Raw genomic sequence first — 22369 nt, forward strand, 5'->3', positions numbered from 1 at the left:
CGTCAAAGCATGAAATCGCTTGGCGTCAGGTTAAAATGCCCGACCAGCGCCAGCGAGAACTCGGCTCCCGATCCGGTATCGGTGGTACCCTCGATCATCGTATGCTCGACGCGGTCGATCATGACGTAGCTGTACCGGAGCTGCGCCGCCGTCGTGAACTTGCCGCCGACGCCCGGCATCAGCGTGAACGCCTGATCGCCGGGCGCGCGCAACGACGCGTTCGCGTCGATCATCGACAGGTCGATCCTGTCCTGGCCCTGCTGGAAGTCGGTGATGACGTCGCGCGTGCCCTTCGATTCGCCGGAATCGCGCGTGCTGGTCAGACGGAAGATGTCGTTGCCCGCGCCGCCGGTCAGGCGATCGGCATTGCCGAGACCCACCAGCACGTCGTTGCCGTCGCCGCCGTTCAGCGTATCCTCGCCCGCCGCGCCGGTCAGCATGTCGTTGCCGCCCAGCCCGTTCAGCGTCGCCTTCAGCAGCGTCGCCGACAGATTGTCGTTCTCGCCGGTGCCGTTCAGCGTCCCGCCATAGATCGACGCTTTCAGCGTCACGCCTGCCACGTCGGCGACCCGGACCGCCAGCGCCTGCGCGACGCTCGCACCACGCTCGTCGATCGCCAGCACGGTGACGTCGTAGACGTTGTCGCCGCCACGATCGAGCGGAGCCTCGAAATCGGGCGCGGCGATGAACTTCAGGACCCCGGTGGTCGCATCGATGCTGAACCGATCGGCGTCCGCGCCGCCGCCCAGCGCGTAATGGACCCTGTCGCCCTGCGCCAGATTGGCGTCGCTCGCCGCGATCGTGGTGACGGCGGTGCCGTTCTCCGCGATCGACAGCGCCACATTGGCCCTGCCGCCGTTCGACGTCAGCACCGGCGCGACGTTGGCGACATAGGTGATGCCGACATCGTGCGTGCCGTTCGCGCCGACATCCAGCGTCACGACGTCGCCGACGCGGCTGGCGACGGTCGCCCCGGTGATCGTGGTCCAGTCGGTGCCGCTGGCGGCGAGGTCGACCGTGACCTTACCCTCCCCGACCAGCGAGAAGTTCAGGCTGCGGCCATCGCCCGTCACCGTCTTCAGCTCCGACCGCATCGGCAGGTCGGTGATGTGGGTGACGTCGTCGGCCGTCGTTCCCAGCGTGATCGTGAAGGTGCCCCCGGTGGTCGGCAGGAACACCTTCTGGTCGTCATAGGCGTACCAGCCCGCGACCTTCTGGATGACCTTGCTTCCCTGCCCGTCGACGTCCAGCGCGAAGCGGCCGGCATCGCCCGACCCTACCGTCGCCGTCACGACGTTGCCGACGACGCTGGTCGTCAGCGTCGACTTCGCGATCGCTGCCGTCCGTTCCGCCAGATCGGCCAGCGTCACGAACTCCGACCCCGCCGCCGCGGCGCGCGAGATCCAGTCGGTGAACATCGCCAGCGAGTAGCGGCTGGGCTGGCCGGTATTGTCGGTATCCCACAGCGTCGGGCCGTAATCGTGCCACGGCCACACGACGACCGGCACCTCCGCCTTTGCCGTCAACTGGTTCCACTCGGTCGCCCAGGCGGCGGCCGCCTGCTCGGCGGTCTTGCCCTGGAACCCGACCAGCGTGAAATCGAAGCTGGTGTTCGGCGCGATATAGACCTGATTGAACGACGTTCCGTTCACCAGCGACTTCAGCGAGACATTGTCCAGCAGCGCGCCGAAATTGTCCGTGTCGCCGGCCACCGCGCGGAACTGCACCGTGTCGTTGCCGCCGGTGCCGGTGACGGTCAGCGATTTCGCGGTCATCGTCGATCCGGTCGGCGCGACCGTGGCGATGACGTTGCCGTTCCACACGACCTCGAACGTCGAACTCGGCAGCGCACCCGGACGCCCGGCATAGTCGAACGACAGCGTATACGTCTTGCCCGCCTCGGTCGCGACCGCCTGCGTCAGCGCGCCGTTCATGGCGTCGACCTCCACCACGTTCAGCCCGGCGGTGGGCTTCACGCCCATGAAACCGTTGTTCCAAACCTCGATACCGTCGCGCGAGCCGGTCCAGCCGGCGACCTGTCCGTTGCCGTTGATCCGCCACGCATTGGCGGCGACCGGGGCCTGTTCGAAACTGCCGTTGACGATCAGCTCGGGGCCGACCGCGGACTTGACGGGGATGAATCCGATCGCCCCCGGATACCCCGCGCCGACGCCCGAATAGCCGCCCGACAGATAGTCGACATATTTCAGGATTTCCTGCGACGTGACGATCCCCTCCGGCGCGCCGGGCACCGCCGCGCCGGTGATCGTGAAGGCGCGGCCGAGGATCTTCGACATCTCCGCCTCGATCACCGCCTTGCTCTGGCCGAATTCGAACGCGACCTGCGTCGGGGTCAGCAGATTGGTGTCGGCCGGATGCGTGTAGCTGTGCGTGCCCAGCTCGTTGCCCATGTCGAGCAGCTTCTTGTAATAGGCGCCCGATACCGCCCAGTCGGTCGTCTCCTCGACGGCCGGATTGTTGCCGACATTGACGTAATAGCTGCCGACGAAGCCGTAATCCTTCTTCCACTGATCCAGGATCGGCAGCATCTTGTCATAGATGCCGGCCGCGTCGTTCGCGGGGTTCACCTCGTCGCGATACTGGCTCTGGTCCATGTCGTTGCGCGCCGCGACGATGGCCTTCTCGCGCGTCATCTGCAACCCGACCGAGATGCCGTTGCCGTTGGTGGCGTAATCGACCGCCTGCCACAGCAGGTTGCTGTCGGCCATCACCGCTTCGGACGAGAAGATGACGTTGCGGCCGCCGGTCTGCGTGGCGAGCGCCGCGGCATAGGTCTGGCCGCCGACCGTCTCGGTCGCGATCGTCGCGCCCTGTCCGCTGACGCTGGTGATCGCGGTCCAGCCGACGCCCTTGTAATCGCGGACGACCTCGCCCTGCGCGAAATTGTCGAACACGCCGACGCCGCCGTCGGTCGCCTTGACCGTCACGTCCGCCGGAAAGCCGCCGCCGACGCGCGTCGCATCGAACAACAGCTTCATCCGCGCATAGCTGTCGCCCGGCAGCGCGCTGTTGTCGGCGGCGTTGGTCATGAACTCGCCCGCCGCGACCAGCCCGATGCCGAACTGCTTCGTCGCCTGTTCGAGCGTGTTGGTGATGAGGCTTGCCTGCGCTGCGTCGACGTTGCGGAAAGACGGGAAGACGATCGTGTCGTACTTGGCCAGCGTCGTCAGGCTGGTCAGGTCCTTTTCGGTCAGGATGTCGAACGGCAGGCCCGCCTGCGTCACCTGGCTCTGCGCGGCCATGAACAACTGGCCATAGGCGGTTTCGCTGAAGTAATTCTTCGCGGTCGTCTCCGAATAGACGATCGCGACGCGCTTGCCGGCATCGGGCACGATGCCACTGTCGCCGAACACGGTGAAGGGACGGTCCGAATAGCTGCCGGGCAGGAATACCGAATCGTTGACATCGGCGATGACGTCGATGGCCTGCGGCGAGCCGATGGCCGATTTCGGGATCTGGATTTCCAGCGTCTTGCCATCCGTGGACCGGCCGATCTGGAGGTTGGCGGCGACCAACGTCTGCCCGGCCGCACCGCTGTAGAGCGATGCGGTGCCGTCGGCGGCGATGTTGACGTTATATTCGGCACCGCCCGCGAAACCGAACACCTGATATCCGGTGGCGGCGTTGCGGTCGGTATTCAGCCACACCGTCGTGTTCGCGCCGATCGCCGTCGCGGAGGTCAGGGCGAGGTAGAAGTTCGCCGTGTCCGACGTCCCGCTCAGCGTATAGCCGGTCGGCAGCACGCCGCGGTCGATCCGGTCGTCCAGCGACCACTCATTCAGAGAACCGTCCAGCCGGATCGGTGCGTGTGCCAGCATTTCCAGTACCCCCAATGGTTTACAGCGCCCGACGCCCCGTTCCAAGGCATCGGTGTAATAATTCGGTCATGTTTCAAGTCGACGTCCGGCTGTTCGCTCGTTCTGCCGTCGCCGGAGCCAATAGCATGAGGTTTGATGTGCGTTAAGAGCCACGGACCACTGAAATGATGCTGTTCCGTAACGGTACATTTACCAATGATCCTGTCTAACGCAGCCGGTGCAATGGCTCCGGTTCCGTGATAATCATGGGGTATCGACCTGACGTCTGGTCGGAAAGCGCCGCTGCCACGGTTCGAGGCGAATGGAACGGGCAATGGCGGACGGCGATCAGGAACGAACGGTGCTGGCCGCGGCCTTCGCGCGCTGCCGTCGGCATCTCGCCGCCGCCGCCGGGTTCAGCGCGCTGCTCAACATCCTCTACATCGCGCCGACGCTGTACATGCTGCAGGTCTATGACCGGGTCGTGCCGACGCAGGGCCGGCTGACGCTGCTGTTCCTGACGCTGGCGCTCGCCGTCGCGCTGCTGACGCTGTCGATGCTCGACCGGATCCGCATGCGTCTGCTGGTCCGCGCCAGCGTGCTGCTCGACGCCGCCGTCGCGCCCGCCATCCTCGATGCGATGCTCGGCCGGCCGGAACGCCCGGCCGCGCGGCAGGCGCTGCGCGATTTCGATTCGATGCGCCAGACGCTGACCGGCGCGGGCGTGCTCGCCCTGCTCGATGCGCCGTGGACGCCGATCTACATCGCGGTCTGCTTTCTCGTGCACCCTTGGATCGGCGTCATGGCCTTGGCGGGCGGCATCATCCTGCCCGTGATCGCGTGGCGCAACGAGGTGGCGACGCACCGCAAGCTGGAACGCGCGCAGCTCGCCGCCAGCGCCAGCCATCTCGCGCTCGATTCGACATTGTTCGCCGCCGATACCGTGCGCGCGATGGGAATGCGACGCGCCGTCGTCTCGCGCCAGCTCCGCCAGCGCCAGACCGCGCTGACGCTGTCGACGGAGGTCGGCTTCACCGCCGGTTCGTATCTCGCCGCGACCAAGTTCGTCCGCCTGACGCTGCAATCGCTGGCGCTCGGGCTCGGCGCGCTGCTGGCGATCGACGGGTCGATCTCGCCGGGCGCGATCTTCGCCTCGTCGTTCCTGATCGCGCGCGCACTGTCGCCGATCGAACAGCTCGTCTCGGCGTGGAAGGGACTGGCGCATGGTCGCGACGCGTACCGGTCGCTCGACGCGCTGCTCGGCGATCCCGACACCGCCACGCCGACGCGCCTGCCGTCGCCGAAGGGATCATTGACCGTAGAGGCGCTGACCGTCGCCAGCCCCACAGCGCGCGACGGCAAGCTGCTCGCCGAGATCGACATGCAGGTCGCCGCCGGTCAGGTCGTGGCGATCATCGGACCCAGCGGCGCGGGCAAGTCCACGCTGTTGCGGGCGCTCGCCGGAGCCCGCCCGATCGATGCCGGCACCATCCGCGTCGACGGCGCGGCCCGCACCGACTGGGACCCCGAACTGCTCGGTCGCCACATCGGCTATCTGCCTCAGGAGACCGCGCTGCTGGCCGGCACGGTGAAGGAGAACATCAGCCGCTTCGCCACCGAACTCAGCGGCGCGACCGACCTGATCGACGCCGCCGTCATCAAGGCGGCGACACTGGTCGGGGCGCACGAGCTGATCCTCGGCCTGCCCGGCGGCTACGACCATATGCTGGGCGCGGGCGGACGCGGGCTTTCGGCCGGGCAGGGTCAGCGGGTCGCGCTGGCGCGGGCGGTGTTCGGGGGGCCGACGCTGCTGCTGCTCGACGAACCCAACGCGCACCTCGATGCGGAGGGCGATGCGATCCTCGTCACCGCGCTCGCGAAGCTGAAGGCGGCCGGCACGACCATCCTGATCGTCTCGCACAAACCCGCGATCCTGCCCGTGGTCGACCGCATGCTGCTGCTGCGCGACGGACGCGTCGAACTGTCCGGCGACCGCGACACCGTGCTCGCGACGATGGCCCCGCCCGCCGGGCGCCGCATGGCGCGCGTGTCGTGAGCAGCCTGTCGGACCAGATGATCGCCGCCCATGCGCGGCTGTCGGACCCGCGCCGCGATATCCGCACCGGCGGCATCGTCGCGGCATTGTTCTTCGTGCTGTTCCTCGGCTGGGCCGCCGTCGCGCGGCTCGACGCCGCCGCGCACGCGTCCGGCCAGCTCGTCGTATCGGGCCAGCGCCAGTCGGTGCAGCACCGCGACGGCGGCGTCGTCGCCGCGATCCTGGTGCAGGAGGCGCAGCGCGTGCGGCGCGGTCAGCTTCTGATCCGTCTCGCCGCGCCCGATGTCGAGGCGCAGGAACGCATCCTCGCCGCGCAGGCGATCCGCCTCTGGGCGCAACGCGCGCGGCTGCTCGCCGAACAGGCCGGCGCTTCGCAGGTCGCGACACCACCCGAATTCGCCTCCCTCGCGGAGCAGGACCGCCCCCTCGCCGCCGAAACGCTGGCGATGCAGCAGCGCGAACTCGTCGCCCGTCGCGCCACCCTCGGCGCCCAGCGCGGCGCGCTCGGCAGCCGCGCGCAGCAATCGGTGCAGCAGGGTCGCGGCTATGCGCGCCAGTCCGATGCCGCGCGCGAACAACTGCGCCTGATCGACGACCAGATCCGCGCGCTGTCGCCGCTCGCCGACAAGGGCTTCGTGTCGCAGACCCGCCTGCGCGAGCTTGAGCGGCAACGGGCCGGGCTGCGCGGGCAGGACGGCCAGTATATCGCCGGCGTCGCGCAGAGCGGCGACGCGATGCGCGAGATGCAGTTGCAGAGTCTGGAGGCGCAGCAGACCTATCGCGAGCGCACCGCCGCCGAACTGCGCGATGCGGAGGACAAGCTGGGCGACGTGCTGCCGAAACTCGCCGCCGCGCGCGATCAGGTCGCACGGACCGAAATCCGCGCCCCCGCCAGCGGCGCGGTCGTCGGGCTGACCGTCTTCACCCCCGGCGGCGTCGTCGCGCCCGGCCAGAAGCTGATGGACATCGTCCCCGAAGCCGCGCCGATGGTCGTGCAGGCAAAGGTCCAGCCGGACGATGCCGACGACCTGCACGTCGGCCAGACGACGCGCGTGCGCTTCCCCTCGCTCCACGAACGCGACCTGCCCGATCTGGAGGGAGTGCTGACGCGGCTGTCGGCGGACAGCTTCACCGACGAACGCTCCAGCCAGCATTACTACACTGCCGAAATCCGCATCCCCCCCGAACAGCTCGCCATCGTCCGTCGCGCACGGGGCGACGACTTCGCGTTCCGCGCGGGCATGCCGGCGGAGGTGCTGGTGCCGCTGCGTCGTCGCACCGCGCTGCAATATATGATCGAACCGCTCGTCGGCTCCTTCTGGGGCGCGTTCGGGGAGCATTGACGGCCGGCCCGCCGCACGACCGGCGGCCGGTCGTCGAAGAGGCTTAGCGAGCTACTTCGCCGCCGGCACCCCGTGTTCCGTCGCCAGATATCGCGCGATCCGGTCCTGCTCCGCCGGGGTCAGCGCCGCACCATAGCCGACCATCCGCTCCACCGTCGCATGCCATCCGGCGACGTCCTGCGGCTGGCTGGTAGCCTGTTCCAGCTCGTGACAACCCGAACAGGTCTTCTCGAACAACGCCGCCGTCTGCACCCGTTCCGGATCGGCGGCCGGCGCAGAGGCGACCGTCTGCGCGACCGCGATCGTCGCACCGGCGACCGCAATCACCACTGCCAGCGCGCCGTGGATGGGGAATGTCATGCTGTTCCTGCCCGCGATCATGATCGAATCTGTTGTTCCGCTATCGACCGGCGTCTCACGGCCGGACGACGATGCAACCAAGCACCTCATTACCGGCAGAATTCCGGCTCGACCACCACCGACGTGATCCCGTCCCCGATCGGCGACGGGTCCGATGCGGCGTCGGCGGAACATCGCCGGACCATACCGCATTGTCCCCGTGATCGCCGGCATTGTCGTCACCGCCGCACCGGTCGCTGAAGAAGGACGAAGCTCCGTGTCAACCTTGCCACACCCCGTGCCACACCCCGTGCCACGCCGGCGCGCGATGAAGATCCTCCACCCCCTTCACGCGGTGCTGCTCGCGTCGACCGTGCCGCTGTTCGTCGGCGCGCTGCTCGGCGACCTCGCCTATGCGCGCTCCTACGAGGTTCAGTGGATCAACTTCGCGTCGTGGCTCCTCGCCGGCGCGCTGGTCTTTTGCGGAGCCGCGCTGCTCTGGTCGATCGTCGAGGTGCTGCGCGCCGACCGCCGCGGCCAGCGGCCGATCGGCTATGCCCTGCTCCTGCTCGTGACCTTCGTCGTCGGCTTCGTCGATGCGCTGGTCCACGCGAAGGATGCGTGGGCGAGCATGCCGGAGGGGCTGATCCTCAGCATCATCACCGCCGTGTTCGCGCTGTCGGCGACGTGGATCGGCTTTTCCAGCCTGCGCGGGGAGACGGTGGCATGACGCGGCTCGCTTTGTCGTCGGCGACGTGCCTGTCGATCCTGCTGGCGGGTTGCGGCGACGAACCCGCCGCGTCGCGCTACGGCGCGAACCCCACCCTGCCGACCCAGCAGCGCGGCCTGTTGCCCAGCATGAAGATCGCCGACCCCGCCGGCTGGGGGAAAGATCGCCCCACCGTGCCCCGGGGCTATGCGATCACCGCCATCGCCACCGGCCTGAAGGTTCCCCGCCAGACCCTGGTCCTGCCCAATGGCGACATTCTGGTCGCGGAGGGCAAGGGCGGCGCGGACGCCCCCAAATTGCGACCCAAGGATTTCATCGCCGGCATCATCAAGGCGAAGGGGACGACGTCGGTGAAGGGCGGCGATCGCCTGACGCTGCTGCGCGACGCCGATCGCGACGGCGTCTACGAAGGGCGCACGGTGTTCGCCGAAAACCTCAACGCCCCCTATGGACTCGCACTGGTCGACGGTGCGCTCTACGTCGCGAATCAGGATGCGCTGGTCCGCTTCGCCTATCGTGACGGCCAGACCCGCGCGGACGGCCCACCGGAAAAGGTCACCGACCTGCCGGCCGCGATCAATCACCACTGGACCAAATCGCTGACGGCCAGCCCCGACGGCCGTTTCCTGTATGTCGGCATCGGATCGAACAGCAACATCACCGAACGCGGCATGGCGGCGGAGGTGGATCGCGCGATGATCTGGCAGGTCGACGCGGCGACGGGCGCGCATCGCCCCTTCGCCACCGGCGTCCGCAACCCGACCGCTTTGACGATCCGGCCCGGCACCGACCAGCTATGGGCGGTGGCGAACGAGCGCGACGAGCTTGGCCCCGATCTCGTCCCCGATTATTTGACCTCGATCCGCGACGGCGGCTTCTATGGCTGGCCGTACAGCTATTGGGGCCAGACCGTCGATCCGCGCGTCCGCCCGCAAAAGCCGGATATGGTCGCGCGCGCCATCCGCCCCGATTACGCGCTCGGCGCGCATGTCGCCGCGCTCGGCGTCGCCTTCTCCGGCGCGGCGATGGGCGGCCGGTTCGGCGACGGGGTGTTCGTCGGCGAACATGGCAGCTGGAACCGCGACGCGCCGTCCGGGTACAAGGTCGTGTTCGTCCCCTTCCGCGGCGGCCGGCCCGCCGGGCAGCCGATCGACTTCGCGACCGGCTTCATGGGTGCGGACGGCAAGACGCGGGGCCGGCCGGTCGGCGTGACGCTCGACCCGCGCGGCGCGCTCATCATCGCGGACGATCTGTCGAACACCGTCTGGCGCGTGACGCCGCCCCGTGATGCCGGATGATCGCCCGCCATCGATCCCGCGGCGCGGTCGACGCCGATACACGCCCGCTCGCACACCCCGGTCCGTTGGTTTAGGATCGCGGGCGGGAGATCGCACGATGAACATGAAATCGAGGCACCGGATGCTCGCCGCGGTCGCGCTGCTGACCACGGCCCAGGCCGGCCCGAACCCTCATCTGCCGCCCCCCGCCTACGACACGGTCGCGCCCGTCCTGCCCGACCGGCTCGATCGCGCCGTGCTGATCGTGTCGAAGACGAATGGCTGGCGGCATATCGAACATATCCCGCATTCGAACCGCGTGCTCGCCGACATCGCTACGGGCTTGCACCGGCCAAGCTACGTCACCGAGAATGCGGCGATCTTCAACGACGCGCAGTTGCGGCATTTCTCTGTCGTCGTCCTCAACAGCGCCAGCGGCGACTTCCTCACGCCCGACCAGCGCGCGGCCTTCGCCCGCTTCGTCGCGCGGGGCGGCGGCGTGGTCGCGCTGCATGCCGCCGGCGACGACAGCCATACCGCGCCCTGGTATGTCGACACGATCGTCCGCACCAGGTTCATCGGCCATCCCGGCGGCGACGACCAGTTCCAGCCGGCGCGCATCGTCGTCGATCGTCCGCGCCACCCCGTCATGGCGGGCGTCACGCTGCCGTGGAGCCCGGTCGACGAATGGTATTCGTTCGACGTCGATCCCGCGACGCGCGGCATGACCGTCCTCGCGCGGATCGACGAGGGGAGCTACCGGCCCGGCGCGAAGCTGGCGATGGGCCGGCATCCCGTCATCTGGGTCAATCCCGCGACGAAGGGCCGCGTCGTCTATTCCGCGCTGGGGCATCGGCCCGAAAGCTACGACGATCCCGATTACCGCCGCATCCTGACCAACGCCGTGCGCTGGGCGGCGTGGCGATGATCCGGCGCGCAGCGATCGCCCTGCTGCTTTGCGCGGTCGCCGCGCCTGCCACGATCGCGCAGGACGCGGCTCCCGCCGCCCCGCTCCGCAAACCCGATGTCCGGTACCAGCCCAGCCCGCAGAAGAAGGTCAGGGCGATGCTGGATCTCGCCGGCGTGAAGCCCGGCGACGTGGTCTACGATCTCGGCTCCGGCGACGGCCGCATCCCGATCGCGGCGGTGAAGGATTACGGCGCGCGCGGCGTCGGCATCGACATCGACCCCGAACGGATCGCGGAAGCGAAGGCCAACGCCAGCGCGGCGGGCGTCGCCGGACAGGTCGACTTCCGGCTTCAGGACCTGTTCGCGGCCGACTTTTCCGATGCGACCGTGGTCACCCTGTTCCTCTGGCCCGACATCAACCGCAAGCTGCGGCCGAAGCTGATGGCGCTGAAACCCGGCACGCGGATCGTCAGCTACTGGCACGACATGGGCGACTGGAAGCCGGACAGGACGATCAAGGGCGGGCTGCTGGGCGGCGATATCCACCTGTGGACGGTTCCCGAACGCTGACGCGCGTTGCACAAGGGGGCATGACCGATACCGCGCGCCCTGCCCTCTCCGCTGCCCTGCCCCCTGCCCTGCCCCCTGCCCTGCCCAATGATCCCGCGGCGCAACCGCGCCAGACGCTCGGCATCCGGCACGGGCTGGCGCTGTGCGTCGGGATCGTGATCGGCGCAGGCATCTTCCGCGCCCCCGCGATGGTCGCGGGAGCCTCGTCGAGCGAGGCGATGTTCCTCGGCACCTGGGCGCTCGGCGGCGTGCTGTCGATCCTGGGGGCGCTCTGCTACGCCGAACTCGCCTCCGCCCACCCCAGTGCCGGCGGCGATTTCCATTTCCTCGAACTGGCGTTCGGGCGCGATCTGGCCTTCCTGTACGGCTGGGCGCGGCTCGCGGTCATCCAGACCGGGTCGCTGGCGCTGCTCGCCTATGTCTTTGGCGATTATCTCGCCGCGCTGCTGCCGGTCGGGTCGCAGGCGAGCAGCATCTATGCCGCGCTGCTGGTCGTCGGGCTGACCGGCCTCAACTGGCTCGGCATCCGGCAGGGCGCGGGCACGCAGTTCTGGATGACCTGCGCGGAGGTGCTGGGCCTCGTCTGCGTCATCGTCGCCGGCCTGATCGTCGCTCCTCATGCCGCGCCCGCCCCACGCGTCGAGCGCGACGGCGCGCTCGGGCTGGTGCTGGTCTTCGTGCTGCTCACCTATGGCGGCTGGAGCGAGGTCGTCTACATCTCCGCCGAACTGAAGAACGCGCGCCGCCGGATCGCCCCCGTCATGATCGCCGGCCTGGGGCTGGTCACGCTGCTCTATCTGCTGGTCAACTGGGCGTATCTGCGCGCGCTGGGGCTGGAGGGGGTGGCCGGCAGCCAGACCGTCGCCGCCGACGTGATGGCGCGCGCCTTCGGGCCGGCGGGCGGCGCGGCGATCAGCCTGATGATCGCGATCGCCGCGCTGACCTCCGCCAACGCCACCGTCATCACCGGCGCGCGCACCAGCTATGCGCTGGGCCGCGCCTTTCCCCGCCTCCGCTGGCTGGGCCGGTGGAGCGCGGCGCGCGATACGCCCGGCAACGCCATGCTGCTTCAGGGGGCGATCGCCGTCCTCCTCGTCATCGGCGCGACGTTCGGGCGCGACGCGTTCGGCGCGGTCGTCGAATATACCGCGCCGGTATTCTGGTTCTTCCTGCTGCTGGTCGGCGTGGCGGTGTTCGTACTCCGCCACCGCGCGCCGCTCCCGCCCGGTGCCTTCCGCGTGCCGCTCTATCCGGTGGTGCCGGCGCTGTTCTGCGCGACCAGCGCGTGGCTGTTATATTCCAGCATCGCCTATACGGGGGTCAGCGCGCTGGTCGGCGTCGCCGTCCTTGCGGTCGGGGCGCTGGTGCTGCTGGCGGTGCGCGGGCCAGTGCGCGGACCAGTGCGCGGCCCGGCGTCTTCATCCGAACCCCGCGCCTGAGCGGGGATCGCGATGTCCCGCCGCTCCACGATCGCCGCACTCGCCCTGACGCTGCTCGCCAGCGGCAGCGTTGCGCTGGGCGCGCGCTGCCTGTCGCCCGGCGTCGCGCGATGTTCATGGGCCACGCTCACCGGCCGCGGCCCGTCGCTCGACGTGCCCTATCTGGGCACCCGTCCGGAAGTGGTCGACAGGATGCTCGACATGGCGGCGGTCGGCCCCGGCGACCGGGTGCTCGATCTCGGCACCGGCGACGGCCGCATCCTGATCGCCGCCGCGCGTCGCGGGGCGTCCGGCACCGGCGTCGACATCGACCCGGTCCTGATCGGCGAGGCGAAGGCCGCCGCCGCCCGCGCCGGGGTCGCCGATCGCACCCGCTTCGTCGCGCAGGACCTGTTCGCCACGCCGCTGCGGGGACACAGCGTCGTGACGATGTTCCTGCTGCCGCGCGTCAATCTGCGGTTGCGGCCGCATCTGCTCCGCGACCTGCCGCCCGGCACCCGCATCGTCAGCCACGCCTTCGACATGGCGGACTGGCCCCCCGATCGGACCGGCCGGGTGGGCGGATCGCATCTGTATCTGTGGCGGATACCGGCGGCGGTCGCCGGCGAATGGGCGCTGTCGGATGGCGGGCGGCTGGTCCTGCACCAGCATTTTCAGGACATCGGCGGCACGCTGGTCCGCGCCGGGTCCACCGAAACCCTCGCCGACGTCCGGTTGGCCGATGCCCGATTGACCGATGCCCGGTTGACCGGTGCCCGATTGAGCGGTGCCCACATCCGCTTCACCGCGTCGGGCAGGGCGTATGACGGCGTCGTCGCGGGCGACAGGATGACCGGGCCCGGCTGGCAGGCCCGCCGGGTCACGGACGCTCAACCCCTGTCGGCAAAGGCTCCGTAGCGTTCCCGCCAGGCGGCGACCTCGTCCCGCAATGCCGGCGGCGGCGCGTCGCCGGACAGGATCAGGCGGGCGACGTCGTTGTCGGGGTGCATCAGCATCTTTTTCGCTCCGTCGCTGAACCACACCGGGATCAGCCGGTCGCACAGCCGGTCGAGCATCGCGGCGGCCATCCCGTTGCCGATCGCGTCGCTGCCGGGCAGCAGGCGGACGTTGATCGATACCCCCTCAAGGCAGTTCTGCGGCGCGCGGACGAAATTCAGCGACACCAGCAACCCCGACCGGTCCGGCCGCGCCTCGTCCGGCAAACCCGCGTCGCGCCGCCAGACGCAGAACCACGTCCGGCAGATGCCGGGCCGGACGGGATGGATACCGCACCCCCCGGTCGTCAGATGCACGCACGGCACCCCCGCCGGCTTGGCGAAATCGGGCGTATCCACCGTCAGGGTCGTACAGCACGCGGTACAGTCGCCGCACGACCGGTCGGCCAGGACCGGCCCCAGCATCGCGGTTTCCAGATCGTCGCCGGCGTCCATCCGCACCGGGTGCCTCCGCCCGGATCGAAAGACAAGGGTTCGCCACCCACCGGCGCGACCGGGCCGATCGCACCCGCGGCACGCGCAAGATGCCGATTGGCATAGCGTAAGTCGCTGCCGACGCGTCGGGATGATCTAGGATCGCGTCATGGCATCATCCGCATCCCCGCCGATCATCATCCGCACGCAGGCCGGCGAGTTGCGCGGGATCGTCGCCGATGGCGTGCGCCGCTTCCTCAGCATTCCCTACGCCGCGCCGCCGACGGGCGCGCGACGGTTCGAACCGCCACAGCCGGTGGAACCGTGGGCCGGCATCCGCGACGCGGTCACCGCGGGCGCGAACGCGCCGCAGCGGATCAGGGAGGTGCCCGGTCTGGACGTGGCGGCGCTGGTCGGCGACGGCTGGGTGCCGGGCGACGACTACCTGACGCTCAACGTCTGGCGGCCCGACGACGACCGTGGCGGATTGCCCGTCATGGTCTTCGTCCATGGCGGCGGCTTCGTCGTCGGCAGCAAGGATGCGCCGGTGCAGGACGGCGGCACCTTCGCGCGCGACGGCGTGATGTGCGTCGCGATCAACTATCGCATGGGCCTCGACGGGTTCCTGCCGATCCCCGGCGTGCCGACGAACCTCGGACTGCGCGACATCCTCGCGGCGATGGAGTGGGTGCAGCGGGAGGTGGCGGCGTTCGGCGGCGATCCCGGCAACGTCACCATCTTCGGCGAATCAGCGGGGGCGATGGCGATCGCCGATCTCGTCACGTCGCCGCTGGCGAAGGGGCTGTTCCGCCGCGCGATCGTCCAGAGCGGGCATGGCGGCATGACGCGCGACATTGGCGTGGCGCAGCGCCTCGTCGCAAAGATGGCGAAGCTGCTCGGCGTCGCGGCCACCCGCGACGGCTTCGCCGCCGCCCCGGCCGAGGCGGTGCTCGACGCGATCGAGCGCGTGTCGCTGCCGACGACGCGTCTCGACCTGCGCGGGCCGGACGGTCGCGAGCCGGTGTTCGGCATCAGCCGCTTCGTGCCCGTCCACGGCGACGACGTGCTGCCGGCCGAGCCGCTCGCCGCGCTGACGACCGGTGCGGGCGCGGAGATCGACGTGCTGATCGGATCGAACGCGGAGGAAATGAACCTGTATCTCGTCTCCAGCGGGGTGCGCGACAGGATCGGCCGGCTGATCGCGTGGCTCGCGCTCCGCCGGTCGCAGCCGCGCGCGTGGAGCGTCCTGAACGCCTATGGCGCGGGGCGCCAGTCGGGCGGCCGTGCGCTGACCGATGCGATGACCGACCTCGTCTTCCGCTGGCCCGCGCGTCGCTTCGCGGAGGAGCATCGCGGCCGCACCCATGTCTACGAGTTCGAATGGCGATCGACCGCGTTCGGTGGCGAACTCGGCGCCGCGCATGCGGTGGAGATCCCGTTCGTGTTCGACACGCTCGCGACCGCGACCGGGCCGGAGGGTCTGCTCGGCCGGACCGCACCGCAGGAACTGGCGGATCGCATGCACCGCCTGTGGATCGACTTCGCGCGCGACGGCTCGCTGCCGTGGCCGGCGTTCGACTGCGACACGCGGCAGGTCTACCGGGTCGAGGCGGGCACCGCCGCGCACGAACCGGCGATGCCCGCCGCCGCCTATCTGCCCTGAGGGATCGACACGATGTACGCTGAACGCCTGCGGCTGGACGGCCGTACCGCCTTCGTCACCGGCGGCGCGCAGGGGATCGGCTGGTCCTGCGCCGACGCGCTGGCGGAATTCGGCGCGGCCGTGACGATCGCCGACCGCGACCCCGCCCTGCTGGACCGCGGTCTCGACGGCCTGCGCGCGAAGGGCCACCGCGTCGACGGCTGCGTCCTCGACGTGACCGACTCCATGGCGGTCGAGGCGGCGGCGGAGCGCAGCGGCGGCACCGACATCCTCGTCAACAACGCCGGCATCGCGCGCAGCGACACCGCGGCCGAGGATGTCGCGGACGAGCATTGGCTGAACGTCCTCGACGTGAACCTCAACGGCACCTTCTGGTGCGCGCGCGCCTTCGGGCGGCGGATGCTGGCGAAGGGATCGGGATCGATCGTCAACATCGGCTCGATGTCGGGCGTCATCGTCAACCGCCCGCAGCCGCAAAGCTATTACAATGCCTCCAAGGCTGCGGTGCATCAGTTGACGAAGAGCCTCGCCGCCGAATGGGCCGGCCGCGGCGTGCGCGTCAACGCCGTCGCCCCCACCTATATCGCGACCCCGCTCAACGCCTTCGCCGACCGGACAAGCGAGATGTACCGCCGCTGGATCGACGCCACGCCGCAGGGCCGCCTTGGGGAACCCGAGGAGGTGGCGTCCGTCGTCCATTTCCTCGCCTCCGACGCCGCCAGCCTGATGACGGGCAGCATCGTCCTCGTCGACGGCGGCTATTCCTGCTGGTGAGGCAAGCCGGAGAGCCGATCGGCACAGCCGCCGGCCTTTCCGATAGGTAGCGACAGGCGCATACCTTTCTGACAGGTGGACGACAACGATCCGCCGCTCACGGAGAGGTTCTGCATGCGTCGTCGTTCGCTGTTCGCGCTATCCACCGCCCTCGCTCTCGTCATGCCCGCCCTCGCGCAGGCACAGACGGCGGAGCCACAGGGCGCCCGGACCACCGATCGGGGCACGCCCGCCGATCCGCAGGTCGACCCCGCCGCCTCCGACCCCGCCGGCACCGATCCGGCCGCCTCCGACATCGTCGTCACCGCCCGCCGTCGTGAGGAGCGGTTGCAGGACGTGCCGATCGCCGTCACCGCCATCTCCGGCGACGCCATCAAGCACCAGCAACTGGTCGTGGTGCGCGACGTCGCCGCCTACACGCCCGGCCTGAACATCAATTCCGATTCGGTCGGCCGCGCATTCGTGTCGATCCGCGGCGTCGGCACGACGCTGATCGATACCGTCCAGCCCGGCGTCGGCATCTTCATCGACGGCATCTACCAGCCCAACACGACGTACCTGAACTCACCGCTGGTCGACGTCGCCCGCGTCGAGGTGCTGCGCGGTCCGCAGGGCACGCTGTTCGGCAACAACACGCTGGGCGGCGCGATCAACGTCGTCACGCGCCAGCCGACCAACGACTGGCAGGGCCGCATCGACGGCGCGCTGGCGACCGGCGACAACTACGCGTCCGTCTCCGGCAGCATCTCCGGCCCGATCGTCGACGATGTCCTGCAGTTCCGCATCGGCGCCGCATACCACCGCGAGGACGGGTTCCAGCGCAACCTGCTGGCCGGCGGCGACCAGAACCCGCTGGAAACGCAGAGCATCAACGCCACGCTGCGCTTCGTTCCCGCCAACTGGGCGCGCTTCACGCTCAACGGCGGCTACGACCGCGTCTTCGGCGGCTCGACCCCGTATTTCCACGTGAATGGCCCGCGCGACTACACGCTGGACAACAGCACCAACCAGCGCAGCCTCGCGACGATCGACTATTACGCCGCCAACCTGAAGGGCGAGTTCGACGTCGACAGCATCGACACGACCATCACCGCCATCGCCGCCTACAACCAGAGCGACACGGTCAGCGCGGGCGACGGCGACTATAGCGCGCTCGACTTCTTCCGCGTCACCTCCGACCGCACGCTGAAGACGCGCACCGGCGAGCTTCGTTTCGACACCAAGTGGAGCGACCGCTTCTCGACCCTGATCGGTGCATTCTACGGCCGCTCGACCACCGATGCGGTCTCGACCACGACCGTGGTGCCCGCGAACCTGACCGTGCCGGCGACCGCCACCGCGAAGAACGAGAACATGGCCGGCTTCGCCACCGGCTTCCTCAACTTCGGCGACGGCCTCGATCTCGCGGTCGGCATCCGCTACGACCACCAGACGCTCAGCGCCTCCACCGCCGGCCTGCCCGCCGCCTACAAGGCGAACGAGTGGCAGCCGCGCGCGACGCTGACCAAGCGCTGGACGCCCGACTTCATGACCTACGCCTCGGTCGCGCGCGGCGTGCGCGGCGGTGGCCAGAACGGTCCCGGCGCACCCAACCTGACCTACCGGGGCGACAGCGTCTGGACCTACGAAGTCGGGTCGAAGGCCAGCGCCCTCGACGGCCGCCTGACCGCCAACGTTGCCGCCTTCTACAACGACTACAAGAACTTCATCGGCGCGAACGCCCTCGCCCCGTCGACCATCCTCAACCCCGCGACCGGCCAGCCGGTCGGCTTCGTCGCGATCAACCTCAATTCCGGCGACGTCGAAAGCTACGGCGCGGAGGCGGAACTGTCGTTCAGCATCAGCAAGCTGTGGCGCGTCTACGCCAATGCCACGTTGCTCCACTCGCGCGTCACCGACGCCCGCCAGTTCCAGGCGGTGACCGGCTATGCCTATCCGGGCGACCGCATCCTGTTCGTGCCCGACGCCAACTACGCGGTCGGCACCAACCTGCGCCTGCCCTTCCACGGCGATCAGGCGATCGTGCTGGACACCAACGTCGTCGCCAAGGGCGCTCGCACCGGCGGTTCGCTCGATGCCGCATCGGTACCGATCCTGTCGCCCTATTACCTCGTCAACGCGTCGCTCGGCTGGCAGGCCGGGCCGCTGGAGGTCGCCGCCTTCGCCACCAACCTGCTCAACGAGAAATATGTCGAGACGTATCTCGACGCCTCGTTGCTGCGCCGCGCCGGCCTGCCCGCGCCGCTCGTCTCCAACCTCGCGATCCAGTCGCCACGCCGGCGCATCGGTATCCGCGGCACGATCCGGTTCTGACATGATCCACGCACCGCTTGCCCAGTCCGGACCTGGCCAGTCCGGCAACCCCGTCCGCCCGCCGCTCGACGAGGCGTTCGTCGCCTCCCTCCGCCAGCGCTTCGGCGACGCACTGGCACTGGGTGAGGGCATCCGCCGCCAGCACGGCACCAGCGAGGCGCATTTCGCGGAGGCGCTGCCCGACGCGGTGGTCTTCGCCGCCTCGACGGAGGAGGTCGCCGACTGCGTCCGGCTGTGCACGGCGGCGGGGGTGGCGATCGTCCCGTTCGGCGCGGGCACCTCGATCGAGGGCAACGCACTGCCCGTGAACGGCGGGGTCAGCATCAACCTGTCGCGGATGGACGCGATCCTCGCGATCCATGCCGAGGATTTCGACTGCACCGTGCAGGCGGGCGTGCGGCGCGAGGAACTCAACGCGCATCTCCGCGACACCGGCCTGTTCTTTCCGATCGATCCGGGCGCGAACGCGACGATCGGCGGCATGGCCTCGACGCGGGCCAGCGGCACCAACGCCGTCCGCTACGGCACGATGCGCGATGCGGTGCTGTCGCTCACCGTCGTCACCGCAGACGGGACAGTCATCCGCACCGGCACCCGCGCGCGCAAGTCCGCCGCCGGCTACGACCTGACCCGCCTGTTCGTCGGCGCGGAGGGCACGCTGGGCATCATCACCGAGGTATCGCTGCGCCTGCACCCGATCCCGGAACAGATATCCTCCGCCGTCTGCGGGTTCGCGACGTTGCAGGGCGCGGTCGATACCGTCGTGCAGTCGATCCAGTGCGGCGTACCCCTCGCCCGCGTCGAGATTCTCGACGACCGTCAGATGGCGGCGGTCAACCGCTGGTCGAAGCTCGACTATCCGGAGATCACGACGCTGTTCTTCGAATTTCACGGGTCGCCCAACGGCGTCGCGGAGCAGGTGGAGATCGTCGCCGGGCTGGCCGACGCCAATGGCGGCGGCCAGTTCGCATGGTCGAACCAGCCGGAGGAACGCGCGAAGCTGTGGAAGGCGCGGCACGAGGCCTATTACGCCGCCGTCAACGTCCGCCCCGGTGCGGTCGGCTGGACGACGGACGTGTGCGTGCCGATCAGTCGCCTGCCCGAATGTATCCTCCAGACCCGGGCCGATATCGATGCCGGCAGCGTCCCGGCCTCGATCCTCGGTCATGTCGGCGACGGCAATTTCCACGTCATCTTCTCGATCGACCCCGCCGCCCCGCACGAGTTCGCGGAGGTGGAGGCGATCAACCGCCGTCTCGTCGACCGTGCCATCGCGATGGACGGCACCTGCACCGGCGAACACGGCATCGGCATCGGCAAGCAGGACTGGCTGGTCGCCGAACTGGGCGATGCGGTCGATACGATGCGGACGATCAAGCGCGCGCTCGACCCGCTGAACCTGATGAACCCCGGGAAGATCTTCACCCTGTGACCCGACCGATGACCAGCCGGCATCTCGTCGATCCGGAACTCCATCCCCTGCTGGCGGCGTGGCCCACGGTGCGGCTGACGGACGCGACGCTCGCCGAACTCCGCGCCCGCGACCTGCCCCTGCCGCCGGCCCCCGACAGCGGCGTCGACGTGACGGAGCGGCGCATCGCCGGCCCGGCTGGCGCGCCCGACATCGGCCTGCGCATCTATCGCCCGCGCGACGCCACCGGCTCGACCGGCTGCATCTACCACATCCACGGCGGCGGCTATGTCGGCGGATCGGCGCGCGAGCTGGAGTTCATCCACCGCCCGCTCGCCGGCACGCTCGGCTGCGTCATCGTGTCGGTCAACTATCGCCTCGCGCCGGAGACGGTCTTCCCCGGCGCGATCGAGGATTGCTATGCCGGCCTGCGCTGGACCGTCGCGCACGCCGACGAACTGGGAATCGATCCGGCCCGCCTCGGCGTGATGGGCGAAAGCGCGGGCGGCGGCCTCGCCGCGGCCCTCGCGCTGATGGCGCGCGATCGGGGCGAGATCCGGCTGGCGTTCCAGCATCTGACCTATCCGATGATCGACGACCGCACCTGCATCCGGCCGCCGCATCCCTTCGCGGGCGAGTTCATCTGGACGCCGCACAACAACCGCTTCGGCTGGGCGGCGCTGCTCGGCCACGAACCCGGCATGGACGCCGTGTCGCCCTATGCCGCCGCGGCGCGCGCCGACGACCTGTCCGGCCTGCCGCCGGCCTTCATCATGACCGGCGCACTCGACCTCTTCGTCGATGAGGATATCGATTATGCCCGCCGCCTGATCGCCGCGGGCGTACCGACCGAACTTCACGTCCACCCCGGTGGCTTCCACGGCTTCGACGCGTTGCCCGGCCCGGCCGTGGCGAACCGCGCACAGGCCGCCCGTATCGACGCGCTGGCCCGCGCCCTGTCAGGAGCAATCGCATAATGGCGACGATCGCACTCGCACCCAGATCCGGCTTTCGCAGCGCGCTGCCCTCGCTTCTCGCCCTGACGCTGGCGATGACGATCGGCTTCGCGATGATGGGATCGTTCGGCACCGTGCAGGAAAGCGTGAAGGCCGAACTGCGGCTGACCGATGCCACGCTGGGGATCATCCAGGGCGTCAGCGCGGGATTGGCGCTGGTCGTGTTCTCGATCCCCGTCGGCCTCCTCGTCGACCGGTTCAACCGGGTCCGGTTGATGATCGCGCTGGCGCTGGTCTGGACGCTGGGCACCGCCCTGACCGCGGTGGCTCAGGATGCGACGATGCTGTTCGTCGCGCGCGTCCTGACCGCGACCGGCACCACCGCCGCGCTGACGGCGGCGCTGTCGCTGACCGCCGATCTCTGCGTTCCCGAACAGCGCGGTCGCGCGATGCTGGTCGTCAATCTGGGCAAGATCGCCGGCATCGCGGGAGCGTTCGCACTCGGCGGCTGGCTGTTCGGCGCGTTCACCGGCGGCACGCTGCCGACGATCGCGGGAATGGTCCCGTGGCGCGGCACGCACGTCGTGCTGGCGATCGTCAGCATCGTCCTGATCGCGCCGCTCCTCCTGCTGCGCGAACCCGCCCGGCGCGAGGTCGCGGCGACCACGCACGCCCCGTTCGGGGTCCTCGCCGGCCAGCTCTGGTCGCGCCGCCGGTTCCTGATCCCGTTGTTCGTCGGTCAGGTCGCCGTCGTGATGGCGGACAACGCCGCACTGGTCTGGGCCGCCCCCGTCCTCTCGCGCCGCTTCGGGTTGCAGCCGGGCGACTTCGCCGGCTGGATGGGCGCACTGGTGCTGGTCAGCGGTCTCGGCGGCACGCTGCTGGGCGGCTTCACCGCCGACCTCGGCCAGAAGAGCGGCCGCCGTGGCGGCCTGCTGATCGGTGCATCGGTCGCGGCGATGCTCGGCGTCCCCGCCGCCCTGTTCCCGATCGCGCCGTCGGTGACGTGGTTCGCGCTGGCGTTCGGCCTGTTGTCGCTTTGCGGGGCGATCACCGGCCTCGCTACGTCGGTCGCGCTGACCGTGTTGATCCCCAACGAACTGCGCGGCCTGTGCATCGGCGCGTTCATCGCCTTCGCCGGCCTGATCGGCTTCGGCATCGCGCCGCCGCTGGTGACGCTGGTCAGCACGATGCTCGGCGGCGAGGGGCATCTCGCGCCCGCGCTCGCCATCGTCGGCGTCGTCACCGGCCTGTTGTCGGTCGGCGCGTTCCTGTTCGCGATCCGCACCGCACCCGTTTCGGCGACGATAGACCTATAAGATAGCTGTTGACGACCTTTCATAAAGGTATAGGATGCTCTCA

The 22369-nt window shown here is 69.5% G+C and carries 18 protein-coding genes; 15 read left to right on the forward strand and 3 right to left on the reverse strand.

Translation table 11 applies throughout. From position 1 onward, the window contains the following. Window positions 1-2: 2 nt before the first annotated feature. On the reverse strand, window positions 3-3839 hold the full coding sequence (locus ASG07_RS18035; RefSeq protein ID WP_055846911.1) for a M10 family metallopeptidase C-terminal domain-containing protein: 3837 nt from the start codon (window positions 3837-3839) through the stop codon (window positions 3-5). A 313-nt stretch (window positions 3840-4152) separates the two neighbouring features. Here ASG07_RS18035 and ASG07_RS12580 point away from each other — a divergent pair, with 313 nt between their 5' ends. Together ASG07_RS12580 and ASG07_RS12585 are read left to right on the forward strand one after the other, a co-directional pair. Next, complete coding sequence (locus ASG07_RS12580; RefSeq protein WP_055846914.1) at window positions 4153-5874, forward strand: type I secretion system permease/ATPase; 1722 nt, start codon at window positions 4153-4155, stop codon at window positions 5872-5874. Then, window positions 5871-7217 (forward strand): HlyD family type I secretion periplasmic adaptor subunit, encoded by a 1347-nt coding sequence (locus ASG07_RS12585; RefSeq protein ID WP_236694668.1) that lies wholly within the window; start codon window positions 5871-5873, stop codon window positions 7215-7217. Before ASG07_RS12580 ends, ASG07_RS12585 begins: the two co-directional genes overlap by 4 nt. Before the next feature lie 51 nt (window positions 7218-7268). Here ASG07_RS12585 and ASG07_RS12590 read toward each other — a convergent pair whose 3' ends face one another. After that, window positions 7269-7577, reverse strand: a complete 309-nt coding sequence (locus ASG07_RS12590) for a hypothetical protein (RefSeq protein ID WP_156361852.1) — start codon at window positions 7575-7577, stop codon at window positions 7269-7271. Here ASG07_RS12590 and ASG07_RS18040 point away from each other — a divergent pair. From ASG07_RS18040 to ASG07_RS12620, 7 genes are all read left to right on the forward strand, one after another. Continuing rightward, the gene (locus ASG07_RS18040; protein WP_269082635.1) at window positions 7576-7704 is read left to right on the forward strand and encodes a hypothetical protein; all 129 of its coding nucleotides are present in this window, start codon (window positions 7576-7578) and stop codon (window positions 7702-7704) included. The two genes, ASG07_RS12590 and ASG07_RS18040, sit on opposite strands and share 2 nt — an antisense overlap. 180 nt (window positions 7705-7884) lie before the next feature. Next, window positions 7885-8286, forward strand: coding sequence for a DUF2231 domain-containing protein (locus ASG07_RS12595; protein ID WP_055847190.1), 402 nt, complete (start codon window positions 7885-7887; stop codon window positions 8284-8286). Further along, window positions 8283-9584, forward strand: coding sequence for a PQQ-dependent sugar dehydrogenase (locus ASG07_RS12600; RefSeq protein WP_055846920.1), 1302 nt, complete (start codon window positions 8283-8285; stop codon window positions 9582-9584). Before ASG07_RS12595 ends, ASG07_RS12600 begins: the two co-directional genes overlap by 4 nt. 97 nt (window positions 9585-9681) lie before the next feature. Continuing rightward, window positions 9682-10491, forward strand: a complete 810-nt coding sequence (locus tag ASG07_RS12605) for a ThuA domain-containing protein (RefSeq protein WP_055846923.1) — start codon at window positions 9682-9684, stop codon at window positions 10489-10491. Then, window positions 10488-11042 carry an SAM-dependent methyltransferase gene (locus tag ASG07_RS12610; RefSeq protein ID WP_055847193.1) on the forward strand — a complete coding sequence of 185 codons (555 nt, stop codon included), beginning with the start codon at window positions 10488-10490 and terminating at the stop codon, window positions 11040-11042. The genes ASG07_RS12605 and ASG07_RS12610 overlap by 4 nt, the downstream gene beginning before the upstream one ends. A 20-nt stretch (window positions 11043-11062) precedes the next feature. Then, complete coding sequence (locus ASG07_RS12615) at window positions 11063-12481, forward strand: APC family permease (RefSeq protein ID WP_082474780.1); 1419 nt, start codon at window positions 11063-11065, stop codon at window positions 12479-12481. 12 nt (window positions 12482-12493) lie between these two features. Continuing rightward, entirely contained in the window at window positions 12494-13378 is an 885-nt protein-coding gene (locus tag ASG07_RS12620; RefSeq protein ID WP_055846926.1) for a class I SAM-dependent methyltransferase, read from the forward strand. On the opposite strand, the gene ASG07_RS12625 is transcribed toward ASG07_RS12620, so the two are convergent. Beyond that, window positions 13351-13911: a YkgJ family cysteine cluster protein gene (locus ASG07_RS12625; RefSeq protein WP_055846929.1), complete on the reverse strand. Its 561-nt coding sequence runs from the start codon at window positions 13909-13911 to the stop codon at window positions 13351-13353. The genes ASG07_RS12620 and ASG07_RS12625 overlap by 28 nt on opposite strands. A gap of 148 nt (window positions 13912-14059) precedes the next feature. Between ASG07_RS12625 and ASG07_RS12630 the strand changes: the two genes are divergently transcribed. The 6 genes from ASG07_RS12630 to ASG07_RS12655 all read left to right on the forward strand — a co-directional run bounded on the left by ASG07_RS12630 (window position 14060) and on the right by ASG07_RS12655 (window position 22326). Beyond that, window positions 14060-15553, forward strand: coding sequence for a carboxylesterase/lipase family protein (locus ASG07_RS12630; protein ID WP_055846934.1), 1494 nt, complete (start codon window positions 14060-14062; stop codon window positions 15551-15553). A gap of 12 nt (window positions 15554-15565) precedes the next feature. After that, window positions 15566-16327, forward strand: a complete 762-nt coding sequence (locus ASG07_RS12635; RefSeq protein ID WP_055846937.1) for an SDR family NAD(P)-dependent oxidoreductase — start codon at window positions 15566-15568, stop codon at window positions 16325-16327. Between the two features lie 114 nt (window positions 16328-16441). Continuing rightward, a complete protein-coding gene (locus ASG07_RS12640) occupies window positions 16442-18640 on the forward strand; it encodes a TonB-dependent receptor (RefSeq protein WP_156361853.1) in 2199 nt (732 codons plus the stop codon). Between the two features lies 1 nt (window position 18641). Continuing rightward, window positions 18642-20072, forward strand: a complete 1431-nt coding sequence (locus ASG07_RS12645; RefSeq protein ID WP_055846944.1) for an FAD-binding oxidoreductase — start codon at window positions 18642-18644, stop codon at window positions 20070-20072. 8 nt (window positions 20073-20080) lie between these two features. Then, window positions 20081-21028: an alpha/beta hydrolase gene (locus ASG07_RS12650; RefSeq protein WP_055846947.1), complete on the forward strand. Its 948-nt coding sequence runs from the start codon at window positions 20081-20083 to the stop codon at window positions 21026-21028. Further along, entirely contained in the window at window positions 21028-22326 is a 1299-nt protein-coding gene (locus tag ASG07_RS12655; RefSeq protein WP_055846950.1) for an MFS transporter, read from the forward strand. Before ASG07_RS12650 ends, ASG07_RS12655 begins: the two co-directional genes overlap by 1 nt. Window positions 22327-22369: the final 43 nt, after the last annotated feature.

Origin of the sequence: Sphingomonas sp. Leaf343, assembly GCF_001423765.1 — a bacterium.
In the GTDB taxonomy this organism is placed as follows: domain Bacteria; phylum Pseudomonadota; class Alphaproteobacteria; order Sphingomonadales; family Sphingomonadaceae; genus Sphingomonas.

Bases quoted from the DNA above. Each gene is read 5' to 3' on its own strand.
- ASG07_RS12645 (WP_055846944.1), top strand. From the start codon at position 18,642: ATGATCCACGCACCGCTTGCCCAGTCCGGACCTGGCCAGTCCGGCAAC.
- ASG07_RS12595 (WP_055847190.1), top strand. From the start codon at position 7,885: ATGAAGATCCTCCACCCCCTTCACGCGGTGCTGCTCGCGTCGACCGTG.
- ASG07_RS18040 (WP_269082635.1), top strand. From the start codon at position 7,576: ATGCTGTTCCTGCCCGCGATCATGATCGAATCTGTTGTTCCGCTATCG.
- ASG07_RS12600 (WP_055846920.1), top strand. From the start codon at position 8,283: ATGACGCGGCTCGCTTTGTCGTCGGCGACGTGCCTGTCGATCCTGCTG.
- ASG07_RS12615 (WP_082474780.1), top strand. From the start codon at position 11,063: ATGACCGATACCGCGCGCCCTGCCCTCTCCGCTGCCCTGCCCCCTGCC.
- ASG07_RS12640 (WP_156361853.1), top strand. From the start codon at position 16,442: ATGCGTCGTCGTTCGCTGTTCGCGCTATCCACCGCCCTCGCTCTCGTC.
- ASG07_RS12625 (WP_055846929.1), bottom strand. From the start codon at position 13,911: ATGGACGCCGGCGACGATCTGGAAACCGCGATGCTGGGGCCGGTCCTG.
- ASG07_RS12590 (WP_156361852.1), bottom strand. From the start codon at position 7,577: ATGACATTCCCCATCCACGGCGCGCTGGCAGTGGTGATTGCGGTCGCC.
- ASG07_RS12580 (WP_055846914.1), top strand. From the start codon at position 4,153: ATGGCGGACGGCGATCAGGAACGAACGGTGCTGGCCGCGGCCTTCGCG.
- ASG07_RS12610 (WP_055847193.1), top strand. From the start codon at position 10,488: ATGATCCGGCGCGCAGCGATCGCCCTGCTGCTTTGCGCGGTCGCCGCG.
- ASG07_RS12605 (WP_055846923.1), top strand. From the start codon at position 9,682: ATGAACATGAAATCGAGGCACCGGATGCTCGCCGCGGTCGCGCTGCTG.
- ASG07_RS12655 (WP_055846950.1), top strand. From the start codon at position 21,028: ATGGCGACGATCGCACTCGCACCCAGATCCGGCTTTCGCAGCGCGCTG.
- ASG07_RS12620 (WP_055846926.1), top strand. From the start codon at position 12,494: ATGTCCCGCCGCTCCACGATCGCCGCACTCGCCCTGACGCTGCTCGCC.
- ASG07_RS12635 (WP_055846937.1), top strand. From the start codon at position 15,566: ATGTACGCTGAACGCCTGCGGCTGGACGGCCGTACCGCCTTCGTCACC.
- ASG07_RS18035 (WP_055846911.1), bottom strand. From the start codon at position 3,839: ATGCTGGCACACGCACCGATCCGGCTGGACGGTTCTCTGAATGAGTGG.
- ASG07_RS12630 (WP_055846934.1), top strand. From the start codon at position 14,060: ATGGCATCATCCGCATCCCCGCCGATCATCATCCGCACGCAGGCCGGC.
- ASG07_RS12650 (WP_055846947.1), top strand. From the start codon at position 20,081: ATGACCAGCCGGCATCTCGTCGATCCGGAACTCCATCCCCTGCTGGCG.